Genomic DNA, 19,885 nt, shown 5'->3' with positions numbered 1-19,885 from the left:
ACAAGATCGGGGCATGGTCTTTCCCGCCAACCTCACCCGCGACGAAGCGCGTGCCCGCGCGAGGCTGATCAGCACGCAATCGTACGAGCTGCTGGTCGACCTCACCGGCCGGGACCTCGAGCAGCCCGAGAAGACGTTCGTGTCCACCGCCACGGTCCGCTTCACGGCCTCCTCGGCCCAGCGGTCGCACATCGACCTGATCGCCGACCGGGTGCTGACCGCCTCGCTGAACGGGGTGGACCTGGACCCGGCGGGGTTCGTCGACTCCAGGCTTCCGTTCGAGGCGGCTGCGGGGGCCAACGAGCTGACGGTCACTGCGGTGCTCAACTACAGTCGCAGCGGCCTCGGGCTGCACCGCTTCGTCGACCCGGCCGATCAGCGGGTCTATCTGTACAGCCAGTTCGAGACCTCCGAGGCCCGCCGGGTGTTCGCCTGCTTCGAACAGCCCGACCTGAAGGCGAGCTACACCGTCTCGGTGCTGGCGCCGGCGGACTGGACGGTCATCTCCAACGGGCCTGAGTCGGGCCGGGTGCAGCACGAGGGCGGCGTCGCCCAGTGGGATTTCGCCACCACCGAGCCGATCTCGACCTATCTGGTCGGGGTGGTGGCCGGTGAGTACGCGGTTCTGACCGACTCCTACACCGGGATGAAGGGGCCCATCCCGATGTCGCTGCTCTGCCGTCGGTCTCTGACGCAGCACCTCGACGCCGACCGGATCCTCGCCACCACCCGACGTGGCTTCGACGTCTTCGAGGCCCAGTTCGACTACCCCTACCCGTTCGCCAAGTACGACCAGGCGTTCGTGCCGGAGTACAACATCGGTGCAATGGAGAACGTCGGCTGCGTGACGCTGCGCGACGAATATCTGTTCCGTTCCCGCAAGACCGCGGCGGCCTACGAGAGCCGGGACAACACCATCCTGCACGAGCTCGCACATATGTGGTTCGGCGACCTGGTGACGATGCGCTGGTGGGACGACCTGTGGCTGAAAGAGTCGTTCGCGGAGTGGGCCTCGCACTTCGCCCAGTCGGAGACCGCCGGCGACCCGGCCCATGCCTGGGCCTCGTTCTGCAACGGGCGCAAGACCTGGGCCTACCGTCAAGATCAACTTCCGTCGACGCATCCGATCGCGGCCGACATGGTCGATCTGGAGGCCGTCGAGCTGAACTTCGACGGGATCACCTATGCCAAGGGCGCCTCGGTGCTGCGTCAGCTGGTCGCCTTCGTTGGCCGGGACGCCTTCCTGGCGGGTGCCCGCCGATACTTCGCCGAGCACGCGTTCGGCAACACCGAGCTGGCCGACCTGCTCACCGCGCTCGAGCAGCCGTCCGGCCGGGACCTGTCGGGCTGGTCGAGCGAGTGGTTGGAGAAGGCTGGAGTGAACACCCTCCGAGCCCGTTTCAGTACGGACGCCGAAGGTCGGTTCACCACCTTCTCGGTCGAGCAGACCGCACCGGCACTCTGGCCGACCCTGCGCAGCCACCGGCTGGCGATCGGACTGTACGAGCTGCAGCAGGGAGCGCTGGTCCGGGTGCAGCGGATCGAGACCGACATCTCCGGCGCCAGCACAAAGATCACCGAGCTGGTCGGACTGCGGCAGCCTGACCTGGTGCTGGTCAACGACGACGACCTGACGTATGCGAAGGTGCGGCTGGACGACCGCTCGCTGCGGACCTTGATCAACAGCATTCACCGGATGGACAGCCCGCTGGCGCGCGCCGTCTGCTGGGGAGCGAGCTGGGACATGTGCAGGGACGCGGAGCTGCGTGCCGCCGACTATGTCGAGCTGGTGCTGCGTGGCGTCGTGGCGGAGTCCGACCTGACCGCGGTCGGGGCGATGCTCCGGCAGGGTCGACAGGCCGTGGCGTCGTACACCCCGCCAGAGCGACGGGACGCGGTCGCGACCCGTTGGGAGACGGGACTCCTCGAGCAGCTCGAGTCGGCCGCAGCAGGATCGGACCACCAGCTCGCGTTGGCCCGGGCCCTCGCCCTGGCGGCCCGTAGCGCCGCTGCTGCGGACCGGTTGACGGCATGGCTGCACGGCACCGGCGTGCCGGACGGCCTGGCGGTGGACACCGACCTCCGCTGGGCGCTGGTGACCGCGCTCGCCCGGCTCGGCCGGATGGATGATGCCGACCTGGCGGCCGAGCTCACCACCGACAACACCATCGCCGGGGCCGAGCACGCGGCCGAGGCACGGGCCGCCCGGCCTACCACGGCGGCCAAGGCCGATGCGTGGGCGCTCGCGGTCGACGGCGATGACATCGCCAACGAGACGCAGCGGTCGATCTGCCAGGGGTTCTGGCAGTCCGACCAGGACGACGTCCTGGCGCCGTATGTCGACCGCTACCTTGCGGAGGCCGAGAAGATCTCCGCCGGTGAGGGCATCTGGCGGACCAAGGCGATGTCGCTGCGCGACAACGTCCTGACGCTGCTGTTCCCCGGTCAGGGGATCACCCCGGAACGGCTGCAGCAGATCGACTCCTGGCTGGCGACCGCACAACTTTCCGACTCCGTCCGCCGGATCGTTGACGAGCGGCGCGATGACGCTGCCCGCGCGCTGCGCTGCCAGGCTGCCGGATGAGCGCACCGACGATCGGCAGCCTCGTCTCGCTGTTGGAGGGGTTGTACCCGCCCGCCCGGGCGGAGGACTGGGACCGCGTCGGGTTGGTCATCGGTGCCCGATCGGCTGAGGTGCGTCGCGTCCTCTACACCGTCGACGTCACCTGGGCGGTGGTGGAACAGGCACGCCGACGGGACGCGCAGCTGATCATCGCCCATCATCCGTTGCTGCTGCGGGGCATCCATGCAGTCGATCTTGATCATCCCAAGGGCCGGCTGGTCGCCCAGCTGATCACCAGCGGGATCGGGCTCTACGTCGCCCACACCAACGCCGATGTGCCGACCGGCGGCACGGTCGATGCGCTCGCCCACACCCTCGGGCTGCAGGACTGCCGGCCGCTGGTGCCCGCGCCGGCGGAGCGGCTGGACAAGATCATCACCTTCGTGCCCAATGATCATGCGCAGCAGCTGACGGATGCGTTGGCCGTCGCCGGCGCCGGGGCGGTCGGCGACTACGACCGCTGCGCGTTCCTCACCGAGGGCACTGGCACGTTCCGGCCGCTCGAGGGGTCGGACCCCTACCTCGGACGGACCGGGCAGGTCGAACGGGTGTCGGAGACGAGGATCGAGATGGTGCTGGACCGGTCCCGGCGCGACGCAGTGGTGTCGGCGCTGCTCGCAGCCCACCCGTACGAGACGCCGGCCTACGACGTGCTGGAACTGGCGGCGGTCGCCGGCGACGCAGGGCTGGGACGGGTCGGCACCCTGCCCGTGCCCAGGTCGCTGCGCGACTTCGCCGCGACCGTGGCGGCCGCGCTGCCGCCGACGGCCGTCGGCGCCCGGGTGAGCGGCGTCGCGGATCAGGAGATCTCGGTGGTGGCGGTCCAGGCCGGCGCCGGCGATGATCTGCTGGACGTGGCCCGGAGCTCCGGCGCCGACGTCTACGTGACCTCAGACCTCCGGCACCATCCGGCCAGCGAGGCCCGCGAGTGGTCACCGGCACCGGCCCTGATCGACATCCCGCACTGGGCGGCCGAGTGGACCTGGCTGCCGGTGGTCCGGACCCTGGTCGATGACGGACTGGCCGCCACCGGCCACCGGGTCGAGTCGGTCATCTCGGAGATCTGCACCGATCCGTGGGACTTCGTGATCCGGTAGGCCGTGCGGCGGGAGAGGGCAGTCAGCCCTTGACGTGCAGGTTCTTCGGCGCGCGGGCGGCTTCGCCGAGTTGCTGGATGCCCTCGACCAGACCGCCGACGATGTCACCGCCGACGAAGGAGGCCTGCATCGACGCCGCGGCCAGTCCGCACTCGACGTCGCCGAGCGTACGGCGGACCTCTGGTCCGGTGACGATCTCCAGCGCCCGGAACTCCGGGTCGCACATCACGAGCACCGAGTGTTCCGGGTCCGCCAGCGAGCTGTGCAGCCGCTCGGCGTACCCGCGGGAGTTCTCCTCAGAGACGCCCACGAAAACCGAGAACTTGAACCGTGAGATGGCCTCCGCGTTGCGGACCGCCTTCTTGATCCGGTCGATCTCGGCCGGGGTCAATGCGTCACCAGCGAGCACTTGCGCCTCCAACCTCGCGGGGGCCAGCAGTGCCCTCCAAGGCCTTGGCCTCGGTGGAACCGGCGCCCAGCCACAACGTCTCCTGCACCGCGACCGGCGACTTCCGGCTGGCCCTGGCCAGCGTCGGGGCCTTGGCCAGCAGAATGATCACGACGCAGATGAGCGCGGGGATGCCGATTAACAGACCCCACTCCTGCACGAACGACGGGTTTTCAGCCACCGGCCATCCCGGCAGCGTTTCCAGGGGCACTAGCATGCTCAAGAGTTCACTCACCTGCCCTACGGTATCCGTAATCGGAGATTGTGGCCCGGCAGCCCGCCAGCAAGGAGGATTCGGTGTCCGAATCGCAACCCGAGGCCTCCCGGGTCGTGCTCGACGAGGAGGAGATCGCGCGTGCGCTGATGCGGATGGCGCACCAGATCCTCGAGGCCAACCGTGGAGCCGAGGGTCTGGTCCTGATCGGGATCCCGACCCGGGGCGTCGTGCTGGCCGAACGGCTGGCGAAGGCCATGTCGGAGGTTGAGGGTGCCTCGATCCCGACCGGCGCACTGGACATCACCCTCTACCGCGACGACCTGCGGCGCAACCCGACCCGGGCGGTCGGACACACGGCCATCCCGGTGAGCATCGACGACGCGGTGGTCGTCCTGGTCGACGACGTCTTGTTCTCCGGCCGTACGGTCAGGGCCGCGTTGGACGCGCTCGGTGATCTTGGCCGACCCCGGGCGGTCCGGTTGGCCGTCCTGGTCGACCGGGGTCACCGGCAGCTGCCGATCCGCGCCGACCATGTGGGCAAGAACCTGCCGACAGCGGCGAATGAGAGGGTGAGCGTGCGACTGGCCGAGACAGACGGAGTGAATGAAGTGACCATTGCCCGGGGACCCGAGAAGACGGCCGACGGGGCCGCCGTCGCCGGCCGCCAGGGCGGTGAGGAACGCTGATGCGTCACCTGCTGTCGGCTGCCGACCTGGACCTGAAAGCCATCAGCTCGATCCTCGACCTGTCGGAGGAGATGTCGACGGTCCAGGACCGGCCGGTGAAGAAGCTGCCGGCGCTGCGCGGCCGGACCGTGGTCAACCTGTTCTTCGAGGACTCCACCCGGACCAGGTCCTCGTTCGAGATCGCCGGCAAGTGGCTGTCGGCGGACGTGATCAACGTCAGCGCCAAGGGCTCCTCGGTGTCGAAGGGCGAGTCGCTGCGCGACACTGTGCTCACCGTCGCCGCGATGGGGGTGGACGCGCTGGTGATCAGGCACATGACCTCCGGCGCGCCGTGGCAGGCGTCGCAGTGGATCGACGCCCAGGTGATCAATGCCGGGGACGGCACCCACGAACACCCCACCCAGGCGCTGCTGGACGCGTTCACGTTGCGACGCCATTTCCGCCGCACCGACCCCGCGCTGTCCGACTTCAGCGGCAAGACGGTCGCCATCGTCGGAGACCTGACCCACTCTCGGGTGGTGCGGAGCAACGTGCTGCTGCTGCAGACGCTGGGCGCTCGGGTCATCCTGGTCGCCCCGCCGACCTTGCTGCCGTCCGGGGTGGAGAGCTGGCCGGCCGAGGTGAGCACCGACTTCGACGCCGTGATCGGCTCTGCCGACGCGGTGATGATGCTGCGGGTGCAGCGGGAGCGGATGTCCGGCGGCTACTTCCCGACCGCGCGGGAGTACACGGTCGGCTACGGCCTGACCCGGGCCCGGTTGGGTCGGCTGCGCGAGGGGGCGGCCATCTGCCATCCCGGTCCGATGAACCGTGGCCTGGAGATCTCCGCCGACGCGGCCGACGCAGCAAACTCGTTGATCTTGAACCAGGTCGCCGCGGGCGTCGCCGTACGGATGAGCGTCCTGTACCACCTGCTGGGCGGCGCCGACGACAATCCAGGAGTGACCTCATGACCGAGCTGTTGATCATCGGCTCCGACGTGCTCGGCGAGGGCCGTCGGGACCTCCTGATCCGCGACGGAGTGCTGGCCGACCCAGCGACTGCCGGCGCAGCGGTCGAGCGGGTCGATGCCGACGGGTTGGTCGCACTGCCCGGTCTGGTCGACCTGCACACCCACCTCCGCGAGCCGGGGCGGGAGGACGCCGAAACGGTCGAGTCCGGAACCGCAGCTGCCGCCCGGGGCGGCTTCACCGCAGTACTGGCGATGGCCAACACCGTCCCGGTGACCGACACCGCCGAGGCGGCCCAGTATGTGGCGGCACTCGGCGACCGGGCGGGACATGCCCAGGTGGTGCCGGTCGGCGCGGTGTCGAAGGGTCTGGCCGGCCAAGAGCTGGCCGAGCTCGGGCTGATGGCCAGATCGTCTGCGGGCGTCCGCTTCTTCTCCGACGACGGTCACTGTGTCGACGACTCACGGCTGATGCGACGGGCCCTGGAGTACATCCGTGCCTTCGACGGGGTGATCGCCCAGCACGCCCAGGACCCCCAGCTCGCTGGCGTCGACGCCTGCTGCCACGAGGGCGAAATCTCCGGGCGGCTCGGCCTGGCCGGCTGGCCCTCGGTGGCCGAGTCGACGATCGTCGCCCGCGACGTCCAGCTGGCCGAGCTGACCCGGTCCAGGCTGCACGTCTGCCACGTCTCCACCGCGGAGACCGTGGAGGTGCTGCGCTGGGCCAAGGGGCGGGGCATCCAGGTGACGGCCGAGGTGACACCGCATCACCTGCTGCTGACCACCGACGAGGTGATCGGCTATGACCCCACCTTCAAGGTGAACCCCCCGCTGCGGCCGCAGGAGCACGTGGTGGTGTTACGTGAGGCGCTGGCCGACGGCACGATCGACGCCGTCGCCACCGACCATGCGCCGCATGCGAGGCACGACAAGGAGCACGCGTTCGGTGACGCGGCCTTCGGCATGGTCGGCCTGGAGACCGCACTGGCGGTGGTGATGGATACCATGGTCGAGACCGGTCGACTGACCTGGTCCGGGGTGGCTGACCGGCTGTCGGTCACGCCGGCCCGGATCGCCCGGCTGGGCGGCCAGGGGCGGCCGCTCACCGTGGGTGAGCCGGCCAACCTGTGTCTGGTCGACCCCACCGCCCGGGCGGTGGTCGACCGGGACCGTTCGGCATCGCTGTCCCGCAACAACCCGTGGCACGGCCGTGACCTGCCGGACCCGATCCAGCTCACCGTCTGGCGTGGCGCCATCACCTACCGGCGCTGACCCGCTGCGCTGGCTGGGATGGCGCCGGTAGCGGTCGTTAGGGTTGGCCGTATGCCTTCCTGGTTCCCCCGCACTCTGACCGAGTTCTTTGCCTTCGTCCCGCTGCGGATCGCCTTCCTGCTGGTGCTCGCGGTGCTGTCCCGGTGGCTGCTGCATCGGCTGATGGACCGCTGGGTGCGGCGCGCGATCTCGCGGCAGCCCCACTCACGGTTCAGGGCAGCGCAGGTGATCATCCAGGCCACCAGCCTGCCGTCGGCGCGCCGGCAGCAGCGGATCGCCTCGCTGGGCTCCCTCGGCCGCAACATCATCACGGCGCTGATCTTCCTGGTGACGCTGCTGATGGTGCTGTCCGAGCTGCACTTCAACATCTCGACGATTCTGGCCGGCACCTCCATCGTCGGCATCACGGTCGCGTTCGGCACCCAGAACATCGTCAAGGACCTGATCTCTGGAGTGTTCATGCTGATCGAGGACCAGATCGGGGTCGGCGACTTCGTGGACATGGAGAAGGCCTCCGGCACGGTCGAGGAGATCGGGCTGCGGGTCACCCAGCTGCGCGGCGACGACGGCACCGTCTGGTACGTCCGCAACGGCGAGGTACTGCGGGTGGGCAACTTCAGCCAGGGCGGCGCCGGGCGCCCCCAGCCCGTCGAGCCGGCTCCCGAGGTCTAGCAGACGAATCGGCGCGTCATCGACTCCCCCGGGCTCGTCGCCCCTGGCGGGTGGCGGCGAAGGTGCGATGACGCGCCGATCTGTGCGTTGGCCCTACCCTGCGTCTACTGGGCGAGAGTCGCCTCGAGGGTGATCTCGGTGCCGGTCAGCGCCTGGCTGACCGGGCAGTTCGCCTTGGCGTCCTGGGCCGCTGCCTCGAACTGCTCTGCGGTCAGCCCGGGCACAACGGCGCGTACGGTCAGCTTGCTTCCCGTGATCCCCGTGCCGGGGACGAAGGTGACGTCGGCGGTGGTGTCGAGGCTCGTCGGCGGGGTGCCGGCCTTGGCGAGGCCATTCGACAGCGCCATCGAGAAGCAGGTCGAGTGGGCAGCCGCGATCAGCTCCTCAGGGCTGGTCCGGCCGCTGGCGGCCTCCTCCGCCCGGGAGGCCCAGGTGACGTCGTAGGTGCCAATGCCGGACGAGACGAGCTCGACGGTCCCGGCACCCTCCATCAGGGAGCCTTCCCAGTGTGCGTTGGCGGTACGAACGGTTGCCATGAATTTCTCCTCAGGGTTTGTGGTGAACGTCCACTTTGGTCCCATCCTGCCAGTGAGCAAGAATGGCGTCGATGACTAGTCAGACTTTCTACGAGGCGGTCGGTGGCCATGACACCTTCGTGGCGCTGATCCGCCGCTTCTACCAGGGCGTGGCCTCCGACCCTCCGCTGCGGGCGCTGTATCCCGAGGACGACCTGGGACCGGCCGAGGTGCGGTTCCGGATGTTCCTGGAGCAGTACTGGGGCGGTCCCACCACCTACAGCGAGCAGCGTGGTCACCCGCGGCTGCGGATGAGGCATGCCCCGTTCGAGGTGACCCCGACCCAGCGCGACCGGTGGCTCAAGCACATGCGGGACGCCATCGACTCCCTCGAGCTGACCGAGGCACAGGACCATGAGCTCTGGACGTACATGGAGCGGGCGGCCTTCTCGATGGTGAACACCCCGGACGGCCAACCCGACCAGCTGACCGCCTTCCAGCGGTAGATCGACGCGCTCTGGCCGAGAGCCGGTGCTCAGCGGCCCGGGTACACCATCGGCTTGAGGGTCTTCGGATCCGTCCGGCCGGCCTGCAGCGCGTCGGCCACCTGGTCGAGCCCGAACCGCCCGCTCACCAGGCCGTCCAGGTCCACCGTGCCGGAGGCGGCGAGCTGAATGGCCGCCGGGTAGCAGTTGGCGTAGCGGAACGTTCCCGTCACCCACAGCTCGCGGACCTGGATCAGTCCGACGGGCAGCTCCATCTCGGCAGCCCCCATCCCGACCAGGACGACCCGGGCCGCCGGCGCGGCCGCGGCGAAGGCGGCCTTGACGGCCGTGGGCGCGCCGCTGCACTCGAGCACCACGTCCACCTCACCGACCTGGTCGACCAGCGACCCGGTGGCGGCGTCGACGGTGAGGTCGGCGCCGCGGACCTTGGCCGTCTGCAGCCGGAACGCGTTGGTGTCGCTGACCGCTACCCAGGCACCGCGTGAACGGGCGACGTCGGCACAGAGCAGGCCGACCGGTCCGGCGCCGGTGACCAGCACCCGGTCCCCGGGCTCGACGGCCGCCTTCTTGTTGGCCCAGATGCCCACCGACAACGGCTCGATCAACGCTGCCGCCTCGTCGGACAGGCTGTCCGGCACCGGATGGGCCCGGTGGGAGTCCAGCACGACGTATTGGGCGAAGGCGCCGTGCACCGGTGGCGTGGCGAAGAACTGCACGTCGGGGCAGAGGTTGTAGCGTCCGATCAGGCACTGACGGCAGCGTCCACAGGTCTGCTGCGGCTCGAGGGCCACCCGTTGGCCGACCTGCCGGTCGGTCACCTCGGCCCCCAGGGCGCGGATGGTTCCGGAGGCCTCGTGTCCCAGCACCAGCGGCGCGTTCACCACGAAGTCGGCGATCCGGCCATGGTCGAAGTAGTGCACGTCGGATCCACAGATGCCGACCGCGGCGATCTCGATCAGCACCTGCCGCGGGCCAGGTTGCGGCACCGGGCCCGAGTGCACAGACACGTCGTGGACGCGTTCCAGAAAGCTCAGACTCTGCTCTGCCGGGATAGTGGTCATGGCGGTCAGCCTAGTCCCCGCTGATCACCAGCCGCTGCGCCAGGCTGTGCCTGGCGGCCGGGTCGAGCGGGGTCGGTCGACCGGCCCGGTCGGCGCAGACCAGGACGCTCCGGGCTGCCGCATACACCTGCCCCCGATCGGGATCGGTGATCTCGGCCGCAAGGGTGATCGAGGACGTGCCGATGTCGGCGACCACGGTGCGGACCTCGTACGGCTGCTGCCGGAAGTCCATCGGCTTCAGATACTCCAGGTCCTGACGGACCAGCAGCCAGACCTCGTCGCCCGGTCGCCAGACCGAGGCAAGCAGGTTGATCCGGGCCTCCTGGACGAAGTCGAAGTACTTGACGTTGTTGACGTGGTTGTAGGAATCCAGGTCGGACCAGCGCACCTGGAACTCGAAGACCTGCTCCACAGCGGCGGCCGACCAGCGCAGCCGGGGCAGCGGGCGGAGCTCCTCGGTCGGTTCCAGTGACGCAGCCAGATGGTCACGCTCCTCCGGCCTCAGTCGGCGGAGCGACTGGCTGGTGAGGTCGAACGGCACCGCCCCGGTGCGGGCCCGCGCCACCAGAGTGTCACCGTCCCAGAGGTCGTAGGCGATCGAGAACCGCCCCACCCGGACCGAGTCCACCCACAGCTCGATCCGCAGCGGTCGCTCGCTGAACTCGATCGGCCGCAGATACTCCACCTGGTGGCTGACCACCAACACCCCGGTCCGCAGCAGCTGGGCCATCACGGGTGGGCCGCAGAGCAGGAAGTCCACCCGGGCCTCCTGCAGATAGTCCAGGTAGATGGCGTTGTTGACGTGGCCCTGCGCGTCCATGTCGCCCCATCGCATCGGACAGAGGTAGGTGTGCCTGCTCACCCGAGGCATCCTACGGCGGGGGTGCGAGGAATCCGCCACTCGTCGAAGCGACCGTCCGGCCGCCCGGCGTGGCCCCTCGCCACAGGGTCGACGAGTGGTCGATTCCTTGCAGTCAGCTGCGGACCGCGGACTCCTGGGGCGCGTAGTGCGTCAGGTCGTAGGACCGCACGACCAGCTCACGCAGGTCCTCCAGCGTGCCGGCGACCGCGCCGTGGGTCCGGGCCTGCACCAGCACATTGCCCAGCGCGGTGGCCTCGACCGGGCCGGCCACCACCGGCAGGCCGCAGCGGTCCGCGGTCAGCTGGCACAACAGGGCGTTCTGGGACCCGCCACCGACCACGTGCACGACGTCGATCTCCCGGCCCGACAGCCGCCCGGCCTGCTGCACGATGTCGGCGTAGGCGTGCGCGAGGGAGTCCAGCACGCAGCGCACAAGTTCGGCCCGGGTCTGCGGCACCGGTTGCCCGGACCGTTCACAGGCAGCGGCGATCCGTTGCGGCATCCGCCCCGGAGCGATGAACTCCTCGGCATCCACGTCGACCAGCGGTCCACCGGGCCGGACCTGCTCGGCGGCCGTCAGCAGGTCAGCAAGATCTACCGGTGGACCGTCGCTCTCCCACTCCCTGATCGACTCGGTCAGCAACCACAGGCCGCCGGCGTTGCGCAGATAGCGGATGCGGTTGTCCACTCCCCCCTCGTTGGTGAAGTTGGCCTCGCGGCTGGCCTCGGTGAGGATCGGCTGCTCCAGCTCGACCCCGACCAGCGACCAGGTGCCGGAGGAGATGTAGGCGAATCCCGGCTGTTCCGCGGGCACAGCGACCACGGCTGAGGCGGTGTCGTGGGAACCCACCGCCGTCACCAGGGTGGACCGGCTGAGACCGGTCCGCGAGACGATCCCGGGCAACAGGGAACCGGTCACGCTCCCCGCTGCGCTGACCGGGGGGAACAGCGTCGACGGGATGCCCACCCGGTCGAGGACCAGTGTCGACCAGTCGTGCCTGGCCGCGTCGAACAGGCCGGTGGTGGAGGCGTTGGTCGCCTCCGACCGCTGCACTCCGGTCAGCCAGTAGGCCAGCAGGTCGGGCAGCAGCAGGGCTGCGCTCGCCCGCTGCCAGCGCTCCCCCAGCTTCTCCGCCGCCAGCTGGTAGATGGTGTTGAAGGGCAGGAACTGCAACCCGGTGATCGCATACAGCTCCTCCGGCGGCATCGCGGCGTGGACCGAGTCGATCACCGCTGCGGTCCGGTCGTCGCGGTAGGCGTACGGGTCGGCCACCAGCTCTCCGTCGGCGTCCAGCAGGGCGTAGTCCACCGCCCAGGTGTCGATGCCGATGCTGACCACGTCGGGATAGCTTCCGGCGAGCTTGCCGAGCCCGGTCAGGACCTGGTCGAACAGGCCCCTGATGTCCCAGAAGAGCGAACCGTCACGTTCGCTCACCCGGTTGCCGAAACGGTGGACGACCTCCAGCCGGACCCGGTGGGCGGCGTGGTCCGAGCCCTCGACGATGCCGGCCATCACCCGACCGCCGGACGCGCCGATGTCGACGGCGCCGAAGACCGCTCTCACCGTGGTCACCGCTACCGCAGGAACGCCGCGGCCACACCGGCATCAACGGGGATGTGCAGCCCGGTGGTGTGGCTCAGCTCATCGGAGGTCAGCACGGCGACGGCGTTGGCCACATGCTCGGGCAGTACCTCCCGCTTCAGCAGGGTGCGCTTCGCGTAGTAGGCGCCCAGCTCCTCCTCCGGCACGCCGTACACGGCGGCGCGCTTGGCCCCCCAGCCGCCGGCGAAGATGCCCGAGCCCCGGACCACCCCGTCCGGGTTGATGCCGTTGACCTTGATGCCGTACTCGCCGAGCTCCGCCGCCAGCAACCTGACCTGATGCGCCTGGTCGGCCTTGGTGGCGCTGTACGCCACGTTGTTGGGACCGGCGAAGACCGAGTTCTTCGACGAGATGTAGACGATGTCGCCACCGAGCTTCTGCGCCATCATCACCCTCGCCGCGGCCTGGGACACCAGGAACGAGCCCTTGGCCATCACCGAGTGCTGCAGGTCCCAGTCGGCCTCGGTGGTCTCCAGCAGCGGCTTCGAGATCGACAGGCCCGCATTGTTGATCACCAGGTCCAGGCCGCCGAAGGCCAAGACCGCGGCCTCCACAGCAGCCGCCACCTGGCCCGCGTCGGTCACATCGGCCTGCAGGCCGATCGCCACATCGGTGTTGCCGAGCTCCGCGGCCGCCTGCTGGGCCGACTCGAGCTTGAGGTCGACCACGGCCACGCAGGCACCCTCGGCGGCGAGCCGGGTGGCGATCGCCTTGCCGATGCCGCTCGCCGCACCCGTGACCAGGGCGATCCGGCCGGCATGGGAGCGTGGCTTGGGCATCCGCTGCAGCTTGGCCTCCTCCAGCGCCCAGTACTCGATCCGGAACTTCTCGCTCTCGTCGATCGGGGCGTAGGTCGAGATCGATTCCGCGCCACGCATCACGTTGATGGCGTTGAGGTAGAACTCGCCGGCGACCCGTGCGGTCTGCTTGTTGGCCCCGAACGAGAACATTCCCACCCCGGGGACCAGCACGATCGCCGGGTCGGCGCCCCGCATCGCCGGCGAGTCGGCGTCGGCATGCCGGTCGTAGTAGCTCTGGTAGTCGGTGCGGTACTGCTCGTGCAGCTCCTGCAGCCGCGCCACCGACTCCTCGATCCCCGCTCCGGCGGGCAGGTCGAGCACCAGCGGCTTGACCTTGGTCCGCAGGAAGTGGTCCGGGCACGAGGTGCCGAGTGCAGCCAACCGGGGATGCTCTGTGGCCGCGAGGAAGTCGAGCACGACCTGGGCGTCGGTGAAGTGCCCCACCATCGCCCTGTCAGCGGAGGCCAGCGCCCGGACGTGTGGCGCCAGTGCGGCGGCCTTGGACCGTCGCTCCGTCTCCGGCAGCGCCTGGTAGCCGTCCAGGACCGGACCGAACGGGTCCGGCCGGCCGTTGCTGTCCAGGTAATCCTGGGCGGTCTTGATGATCCACAACGAGTTGGCCTCCGCCTCCTCGCTGGTCGCCCCCCAGGCGGTGATGCCGTGGCCACCGAGGATGGTGCCGATCGCCTCCGGGTGGTCCTGCTTGATCCTGGCGATGTCCAACCCCAGCTGGAAGCCGGGTCGCCGCCAGGGCACCCAGACGACCTTGTCGCCGAAGATCTCCGCGGTGAGCTTCTCGCCGTCCGCCGCGGTGGCGATCGCGATCCCGGAGTCCGGGTGCAGGTGGTCGACGTGGTCGGCATCCACCAGGCCGTGCATGGCGGTGTCGATCGACGGAGCCGCACCGCCCTTGCCGTGCAGGCAGAAGTCGAACGCGGCCACCATCTCGTCCTCGCGGTCGATGGCCTGGTCTCCGAAGGACTCGTACAGCCCGACCAGCGAACGCATCCGGTCCACCCGCAGCACGGCCAGGCCCTTCTCGGTCAGTGTCCCGAGGTCGCCGCCGGAGCCCTTGACGTACAGCAGCTCAACCGGCTCGCCGGTCACCGGGTCGGTCCGCGAGGTCTTGGCCGAGGTGTTCCCGCCGGCATAGTTGGTGTTCTTCGGGTCGGCGCCGAGCCGGTTCGACCTGGCGATGAGCTTGGCTACGGCGTCCTGGGTGGATTCGGTCATCAGGCGTCAGGCCCCCCATCCTGCTTGGTCTCCGCCGATGCGCTCGGCGATGATCTGGTCGCGGTACCCGCTGGCGTTGTACGCGGCCACCGGGTCGGCCGGCAGCCCGCGCGACTGGCGCCAGTCGGCAAGGTCGGAGCGGACATCGGTGTAGAAGGCGTCCATGAAGATCTGGTTGGCCGCCAGCACGTCCCCGGCCTGTTGGGCCTGGGTCAGTGCCTCGGTGTCGACCAGCAGCGCCCTCGCCGTCATCTCCTGCACGTTGAGCACCGAACGGATCTGGCCGGGGATCTTCTCCTCGACGTTGTGGCACTGGTCGAGCATGAACGCCACCCCGGACTCGGGTCCGTAGCCGCCGCCCCGGATCACCTCGAAGAGGATCCGGAACAGCTGGAACGGGTCCGCAGCCCCGACGATCAGGTCGTCGTCGGCGTAGAAGCGGGAGTTGAAGTCGAACGAGCCCAGCTTGCCCAGCCGCAGCAGTTGGGCGACGATGAACTCGATGTTGGTGCCAGGCGCGTGGTGCCCGGTGTCCAGGCAGACGAAGGCCCTCTCCCCCAGCGCCACGCAGTGCGCGTACGAGGTGCCCCAGTCGGGCACGTCGGTGGCGTAGAAGGACGGCTCGAAGAACTTGTACTCCAGCACCAGCCGCTGGTTGTCGCCGATCCTGGCGTAGACCTGCTGCAGCGAGTCCGCCAGCCAGTCCTGCCGACTGCGGATGTCACCCTGGCCCGGGTAGTTCGTGCCATCGGCGAGCCAGATCTTGAGGTCCCGCGAGCCGGTGGCGTCCATGATCTCGATGCACTCGTGCATGTGCGCGATCGCCTTGTCCCGCACGCGCCGGTCGAAGTGCGCCAGACTGCCGAACTTGTAGTCGTCATCCTGGAAGGTGTTGGAGTTGATCGTCCCCAGCGCGACTCCATGATCAGCAGCGAACGCCGCCAGCTTGCCGTAGTCCTCCACCTTGTCCCAGGGGATGTGCAGCGCCACGGTCGGTGACAGGCCGGTCAGCTCGTGCACCTTGGCCGCGTCTGCGATCTTCTCCTCCGGCGTGCGGGGCACACCCGGTTGGGAGAACACCTTGAACCGGGTGCCGGAGTTCCCGAAGGCCCACGAGGGCAGCTCGATCGCCTGACCAGCCAGCTGGTCGGCGATGGCATCGAAACCCGTCATCGCACTGACTCCTTCTCTCCCGACCCGATGCCCAGGAGGTTGTTGATCTTCTTCAGGTAGTCCGGGATGTCCCCGCCCTGCATCTCCCGCCGGGCGATCACCGAGATCGCCTCCACCGGAGCGTCGTGGACGGCGCCCAACTGCTGCGCGACCTGGGCCGCGTCGTCCACCACCCCGTGCTCGATCAGGATCTGGGTGACCGAATCCCACAGCGGCTTGTGGTCGAGGACGTCACGCACGGTCTCGACCGGCTCCTCCTGCTCGACCCTGTCCGCCACGTTCCAGCTGTGGCTGCCGTGCCCGACCTGCTCCGGCGTCTCGCTGCCCGGCAGGAAGACCTCAGCCGTGCTGCCCGGAGGCACCGTGACGTCCAGGTTGAACCGGCCATCGCTGCGCCGCCAGGAGACGCTCACCAGACCGTACGGGCTGCGATGGCTGGCCTTCGCCCAGGTCAGCCCTCCACCCGGAATCGGCCGCACGGTGATCTTGCGATAGCCCGGCGCGGCCGGCGCCAGCCCGGCGAGACGCCGGTGCATCCAGTCGGCGACGGCACCGAGGGCGTAGTGATTGAACGAGGTCATCTGTCCCGGGTTGATCGACCCGTCCGGGAGCATCGAGTCCCACCGTTCCCAGATCGTGGTCGCACCCATGGTGATCGGGTAGAGCCACGACGGACATCCCTTCTCCAGCAGCAGCCGGTAGGCCAGCTCGTCCTCGCCGACCTCGCTGAGGGCATCGAGGATGAGGGGGGTCCCGACGAAGCCGGTGCTGACCCGGAAACCGGCCTTGCGCACCAGCGTGGCCAGCCGTTCGCCGGCCCTGCTGCGCTGCTCGTCGCTCAGCAGCGACCAGACCAGGGCCAGGCTGTAGACGGTCGGGCAGTCGCTCAGCACGCGCCCGTTGGCGCTGACGTACTCCGCGTCGAAGCCGGCCAGTGCCCGGGCGGCGATCTCGCTGTAGTGCGCGGCGTCGGCGTCCTCGCCGAGCAGCTCGGCGGTCCGGGCCACGAGCTGGGCCGAGTGCACCAGGTGGGCGGTGGCCACGACGTCGGGGTCGGCCTGGGCCGCAGCCGGGTCGTCGGGCGGGGCGATCGGGTCCAGCCAGTCACCGAACTGGAAGCCGCCGGCCCACACGCCGTCCGGCCCAGCCAGCGAGCTGATCTTGTCGACCCAGCGCTTCATGCTGGCGAACTGGGTGCGCAGCACATCCATATCGCCGAACCGCTCGTACAGGACCCAGGGCACGACGGTCGCCGCATCTCCCCAGGCCGCCGCTGCCGGGGCCTCGCTGCGGATGATGTCCGGGATGACGAACGGGACCGAACCGTCCGGGTGCTGCTCCACGGCCAGGTCCTTCAGCCAGGAACTGAGGAACCCCGCGGTGTCGTAGAGGAAGCTCGCCGTGGGCGAGAAGACCTGGATGTCGCCGGTCCAGCCCAGCCGCTCGTCGCGTTGCGGGCAGTCGGTCGGCACGTCGAGGAAGTTCCCGCGCATCCCCCAGACGACATTGGCGTGCAGCTGGTTGAGGTCGGCATCGGAGCTTTCGAACCAGCCGGTGCGCTCCAGGTCGGAGTGCAGGACCGCCGCCTCGATCTGGTCGGCCGTGAGCTCGTCGACACCGGTGACCTCGACATAGCGGAAGCCGTGGAAGGTGAACTGGGGCTCGAGCAGCTCCTCCCCCGCGCCGGAGAGCACGAAGGTGTCGGTGGCCTTGGCACTGCGCAGCGGCCGGACGCCCAGCTCGCCGTGCTCGAGCACCTCGGCATGGCGGATGGTGATCTCCTGGCCCGACTGCCCGGACACCTTGAGCCGCACCCAGCCGACCAGGTTCTGGCCGAAGTCGACCAACAGCTTGCCGCTGGGTGAGCGGTCCACGCTTCGGGCGGCAAGGACCTCGGTGATCCGAACGGGCGGACCCTCCGGGGCGACCAGGGTGCTCAGGTCGCGGTCGAGCACCTCGACACCTGCGGCGGCGTCCCCGGCGGTGTTGGGAACCCGCAGGTCGGTCCGCTGCCCGTCGTAGATGTCGTCGAACAGGATGCCGCTCGGGCAGCTCGACCATGAGGCGTCGGTGCCGACGACCTCGGTCCGGCCATCCGCATAACTGATCTCGAGCTGCGCCAGCAGCCCCAGCCGGTCGCCGTACAGGTCGAACTTGTCGCTCCAACCGAGGCGGCCGCGGTACCAGCCGTTGCCGAGGATCGCCTCGAGGCGGTTCGTGCCGGTCTGCAGCAGGTCGGTGACATCGAACGTCTGGTAGCGCAGCCGGTGGGAATAGCTCGTCCACCCGGGCGCCAGCTCCTCGGCACCGACCCGCTGGCCGTTGATAGAGAAGCGATAGAGGCCGAGCGCGGTGACGTACAACCGGGCGGAGGCCACCTCGCCGGACAGCTCGGTGTCGGAGAAGACGATCGGCGCCGGGTCTTCGTGGCCGCCGCCGCCAGCCGGTGTGATGAACCTGGCCTGCCAGTCGGCCGGGTCGAGCAGTCCCGCTTCGAGTGCGACAGGTTCGGAGAGCTCGGTCTGCCCTGCGCTTCCCAGTGCCCGGACGCGCAAGGTGCCCCGCTCACGTGAGGTCAGTGGCTCGAACGGCCAGGGCACCAGCACCTGCTCGGTGCTGTCCACGCGCGCGGTATGCGCCTGGCCGCCAGCCGGGCTGTACTCCACCTCGTAACCGGTCTGCCGCCAGTCGGCGGCGTCGGTCGAGATGGTCCAGGAGAGCCGGGGTCGAGCGGTTCCGAGGCCCAGGGTGTCGGCGCGGTGCTCGATCTGCAGGCTGTCGACCGATGCGGTCTGTGACATCTTTGTCTCCGAGTGTTCGAGGGTTCGGCGGGCACTGAACGGCAGTGTGAAACGCCTGTACGTCAAGAGTTGGAGTGAACTGAGGCGAAGCGCAGGTTGAATCGTTTCATCACTGTCTGGCGACGATACTTCGCGTCCCGAGGCTTTGTCAATGGTGCGGGTCCAATGGTGCGGGCGGCAGTCAGTCGCGCTCGCTCAGCAACGTGCGTCGTGGAATGTCTGATCTCGGTCCCTACTGATGTGAACCGTTTCATGTTTTCCTTGGTCATGGTGACACGTAAGATCGCCAGCACCATGACGACGGGACCAGCACGATGACCTCACAGGCCGCCTCCGCGAGTATTCGCGACGTGGCCGAGCGGGCAGGGGTTGCCCTGGGCACCGTGTCCAACGTCCTGAACCGGCCGGAGAAGGTGGCCGAGGCCACCCGACTGCGGGTGCTGCAGGCGATCGAGGAGCTGGGCTTCGTCCGCAACGACGCCGCCCGCCAGCTCCGGGCCGGCCGGAGCCGGACCTTGGGTCTGGTGGTGCTCGACGTCTCCAACCCCTTCTTCACCGACGTGGCCCGCGGCGCCGAGGACCGTGCCGCCAAGGAGGGCCTGTCCATCCTGCTCGGCAACAGCGACGAGGCGGTCCGGCGGGAGGCCGCCTACATGGACCTGTTCGAGGAGCAGCGCGTTCAGGGACTGCTCATCTCACCGATCGGCGATGTGTTCGCCCGGCTGGAGCGACTGCGCGAGCGCGGCACGCCCACTGTCCTGGTCGACCGGTTGGCCCAGGGTCACCCGTTCTCGTCGGTCTCCGTGGACGACGTGGCCGGCGGTCACCTCGCCGTCTCGCACCTGATCGAGCAGGGCTGCCGACGGCTCGCCTTCGTCGGCGGACCGCTGACCATCCTGCAGGTGGCCGACCGCCTCAAGGGGGCCAACCGGGCCGTCGCCGAGCACCCCGGCGTGACCCTCGAGGTGATGTCGCACACCGGTCTCACGGTGCACAACGGCCGAGCGACCGGCGAGATCATCCTCAACCGGCCGGTCACCGAGAGACCCGACGGCATCTTCGCCGCCAACGACCTGGTGGCTGTCGGGCTGCTGCAGGCGTTCGCCGTGCTGAACGCGGTCGACGTACCGCATGACATCGCGATGGTCGGCTACGACGACATCGACTTCGCCAGCGCCACCGTGGTGCCGTTGTCATCCGTCCGGCAGCCGTCGGCGTTGATCGGGCAGACAGCCGTCGACCTGCTGTTGCAGGAGGTCGAGGCGATGCGTGCAGGCCTGCCGTTCGAGCATCAGCAGATCGTCTACCAGCCCGAGCTGGTGATCCGTGAGTCGAGCCTGCACCAGGGTGCCCTCGGCAACGACTGA

General features: G+C 69.2%; 17 protein-coding genes. 8 read left to right on the top strand and 9 right to left on the bottom strand.

The annotated features are described in order from the left end of the window. Window positions 1–13 precede the first annotated feature (13 nt). On the top strand, window positions 14–2,584 hold the full coding sequence (gene pepN / locus JOE57_RS14160) for an aminopeptidase N (RefSeq protein WP_204918945.1): 2,571 nt from the start codon (window positions 14–16) through the stop codon (window positions 2,582–2,584). Continuing rightward, window positions 2,581–3,720, top strand: coding sequence for a Nif3-like dinuclear metal center hexameric protein (locus tag JOE57_RS14155; protein ID WP_204918943.1), 1,140 nt, complete (start codon window positions 2,581–2,583; stop codon window positions 3,718–3,720). The genes pepN and JOE57_RS14155 overlap by 4 nt, the downstream gene beginning before the upstream one ends. Before the next feature lie 22 nt (window positions 3,721–3,742). Here JOE57_RS14155 and JOE57_RS14150 read toward each other — a convergent pair whose 3' ends face one another. Next, window positions 3,743–4,129, bottom strand: coding sequence for a DUF5130 family protein (locus tag JOE57_RS14150; RefSeq protein WP_204918941.1), 387 nt, complete (start codon window positions 4,127–4,129; stop codon window positions 3,743–3,745). Continuing rightward, on the bottom strand, window positions 4,116–4,403 hold the full coding sequence (locus JOE57_RS14145) for a hypothetical protein (protein WP_204918939.1): 288 nt from the start codon (window positions 4,401–4,403) through the stop codon (window positions 4,116–4,118). The genes JOE57_RS14150 and JOE57_RS14145 overlap by 14 nt, the downstream gene beginning before the upstream one ends. Before the next feature lie 62 nt (window positions 4,404–4,465). On the opposite strand from JOE57_RS14145, the gene pyrR reads away from it, so the two are divergent. Genes pyrR through JOE57_RS14125 form a run of 4 tightly spaced genes read left to right on the top strand, consistent with a single transcriptional unit; the run spans window position 4,466 to window position 7,964 of the window. Further along, window positions 4,466–5,071 carry a bifunctional pyr operon transcriptional regulator/uracil phosphoribosyltransferase PyrR gene (pyrR, locus tag JOE57_RS14140; protein ID WP_204918938.1) on the top strand — a complete coding sequence of 202 codons (606 nt, stop codon included), beginning with the start codon at window positions 4,466–4,468 and terminating at the stop codon, window positions 5,069–5,071. Continuing rightward, window positions 5,071–6,024, top strand: a complete 954-nt coding sequence (locus tag JOE57_RS14135) for an aspartate carbamoyltransferase catalytic subunit (protein WP_204918936.1) — start codon at window positions 5,071–5,073, stop codon at window positions 6,022–6,024. Before pyrR ends, JOE57_RS14135 begins: the two co-directional genes overlap by 1 nt. After that, entirely contained in the window at window positions 6,021–7,292 is a 1,272-nt protein-coding gene (locus tag JOE57_RS14130; RefSeq protein ID WP_204918934.1) for a dihydroorotase, read from the top strand. The genes JOE57_RS14135 and JOE57_RS14130 overlap by 4 nt, the downstream gene beginning before the upstream one ends. 51 nt (window positions 7,293–7,343) lie before the next feature. Next, window positions 7,344–7,964, top strand: coding sequence for a mechanosensitive ion channel family protein (locus JOE57_RS14125; RefSeq protein ID WP_204918932.1), 621 nt, complete (start codon window positions 7,344–7,346; stop codon window positions 7,962–7,964). A gap of 104 nt (window positions 7,965–8,068) precedes the next feature. Here JOE57_RS14125 and JOE57_RS14120 read toward each other — a convergent pair whose 3' ends face one another. Beyond that, on the bottom strand, window positions 8,069–8,500 hold the full coding sequence (locus JOE57_RS14120; RefSeq protein WP_204918930.1) for an OsmC family protein: 432 nt from the start codon (window positions 8,498–8,500) through the stop codon (window positions 8,069–8,071). A 71-nt stretch (window positions 8,501–8,571) separates the two neighbouring features. On the opposite strand from JOE57_RS14120, the gene JOE57_RS14115 reads away from it, so the two are divergent. After that, the gene (locus JOE57_RS14115; RefSeq protein ID WP_204918928.1) at window positions 8,572–8,985 is read left to right on the top strand and encodes a globin; all 414 of its coding nucleotides are present in this window, start codon (window positions 8,572–8,574) and stop codon (window positions 8,983–8,985) included. 29 nt (window positions 8,986–9,014) lie between these two features. Here JOE57_RS14115 and JOE57_RS14110 read toward each other — a convergent pair whose 3' ends face one another. From JOE57_RS14110 to JOE57_RS14085, 6 genes are all read right to left on the bottom strand, one after another. Further along, a complete protein-coding gene (locus JOE57_RS14110) occupies window positions 9,015–10,046 on the bottom strand; it encodes an NAD(P)-dependent alcohol dehydrogenase (RefSeq protein ID WP_204918926.1) in 1,032 nt (343 codons plus the stop codon). Window positions 10,047–10,056: 10 nt separating this feature from the next. After that, on the bottom strand, window positions 10,057–10,908 hold the full coding sequence (locus JOE57_RS14105; RefSeq protein ID WP_204918924.1) for a thioesterase family protein: 852 nt from the start codon (window positions 10,906–10,908) through the stop codon (window positions 10,057–10,059). A 112-nt stretch (window positions 10,909–11,020) separates the two neighbouring features. Beyond that, entirely contained in the window at window positions 11,021–12,481 is a 1,461-nt protein-coding gene (locus JOE57_RS14100; RefSeq protein WP_338041318.1) for a rhamnulokinase, read from the bottom strand. 2 nt (window positions 12,482–12,483) lie between these two features. Continuing rightward, window positions 12,484–14,544 carry a bifunctional aldolase/short-chain dehydrogenase gene (locus tag JOE57_RS14095; protein WP_204918922.1) on the bottom strand — a complete coding sequence of 687 codons (2,061 nt, stop codon included), beginning with the start codon at window positions 14,542–14,544 and terminating at the stop codon, window positions 12,484–12,486. 6 nt (window positions 14,545–14,550) lie between these two features. Beyond that, entirely contained in the window at window positions 14,551–15,717 is a 1,167-nt protein-coding gene (gene rhaI, locus JOE57_RS14090) for an L-rhamnose isomerase (RefSeq protein ID WP_204918920.1), read from the bottom strand. After that, window positions 15,714–18,518 carry a glycoside hydrolase family 78 protein gene (locus JOE57_RS14085; RefSeq protein ID WP_204918918.1) on the bottom strand — a complete coding sequence of 935 codons (2,805 nt, stop codon included), beginning with the start codon at window positions 18,516–18,518 and terminating at the stop codon, window positions 15,714–15,716. Before JOE57_RS14085 ends, rhaI begins: the two co-directional genes overlap by 4 nt. 350 nt (window positions 18,519–18,868) lie before the next feature. Between JOE57_RS14085 and JOE57_RS14080 the strand changes: the two genes are divergently transcribed. After that, complete coding sequence (locus JOE57_RS14080; RefSeq protein WP_338041317.1) at window positions 18,869–19,885, top strand: LacI family DNA-binding transcriptional regulator; 1,017 nt, start codon at window positions 18,869–18,871, stop codon at window positions 19,883–19,885.

Source organism: Microlunatus panaciterrae (genome assembly GCF_016907535.1).
Taxonomy (GTDB): domain Bacteria; phylum Actinomycetota; class Actinomycetes; order Propionibacteriales; family Propionibacteriaceae; genus Microlunatus; species Microlunatus panaciterrae.
Note: the sequence above shows the minus strand (reverse complement) of the source record. Positions and strands in the feature narration are given on the sequence as shown.

What these genes read in the sequence shown, in the direction of transcription:
- pepN (WP_204918945.1), top strand. Translation starts at nt 14, where the DNA reads ATGGTCTTTCCCGCCAACCTCACCCGCGACGAAGCGCGTGCCCGCGCG.
- JOE57_RS14155 (WP_204918943.1), top strand. Translation starts at nt 2,581, where the DNA reads ATGAGCGCACCGACGATCGGCAGCCTCGTCTCGCTGTTGGAGGGGTTG.
- JOE57_RS14135 (WP_204918936.1), top strand. Translation starts at nt 5,071, where the DNA reads ATGCGTCACCTGCTGTCGGCTGCCGACCTGGACCTGAAAGCCATCAGC.
- JOE57_RS14130 (WP_204918934.1), top strand. Translation starts at nt 6,021, where the DNA reads ATGACCGAGCTGTTGATCATCGGCTCCGACGTGCTCGGCGAGGGCCGT.
- JOE57_RS14125 (WP_204918932.1), top strand. Translation starts at nt 7,344, where the DNA reads ATGCCTTCCTGGTTCCCCCGCACTCTGACCGAGTTCTTTGCCTTCGTC.
- JOE57_RS14120 (WP_204918930.1), bottom strand. Translation starts at nt 8,500, where the DNA reads ATGGCAACCGTTCGTACCGCCAACGCACACTGGGAAGGCTCCCTGATG.
- JOE57_RS14115 (WP_204918928.1), top strand. Translation starts at nt 8,572, where the DNA reads ATGACTAGTCAGACTTTCTACGAGGCGGTCGGTGGCCATGACACCTTC.
- JOE57_RS14110 (WP_204918926.1), bottom strand. Translation starts at nt 10,046, where the DNA reads ATGACCACTATCCCGGCAGAGCAGAGTCTGAGCTTTCTGGAACGCGTC.
- JOE57_RS14095 (WP_204918922.1), bottom strand. Translation starts at nt 14,544, where the DNA reads ATGACCGAATCCACCCAGGACGCCGTAGCCAAGCTCATCGCCAGGTCG.
- rhaI (WP_204918920.1), bottom strand. Translation starts at nt 15,717, where the DNA reads ATGACGGGTTTCGATGCCATCGCCGACCAGCTGGCTGGTCAGGCGATC.
- JOE57_RS14085 (WP_204918918.1), bottom strand. Translation starts at nt 18,518, where the DNA reads ATGTCACAGACCGCATCGGTCGACAGCCTGCAGATCGAGCACCGCGCC.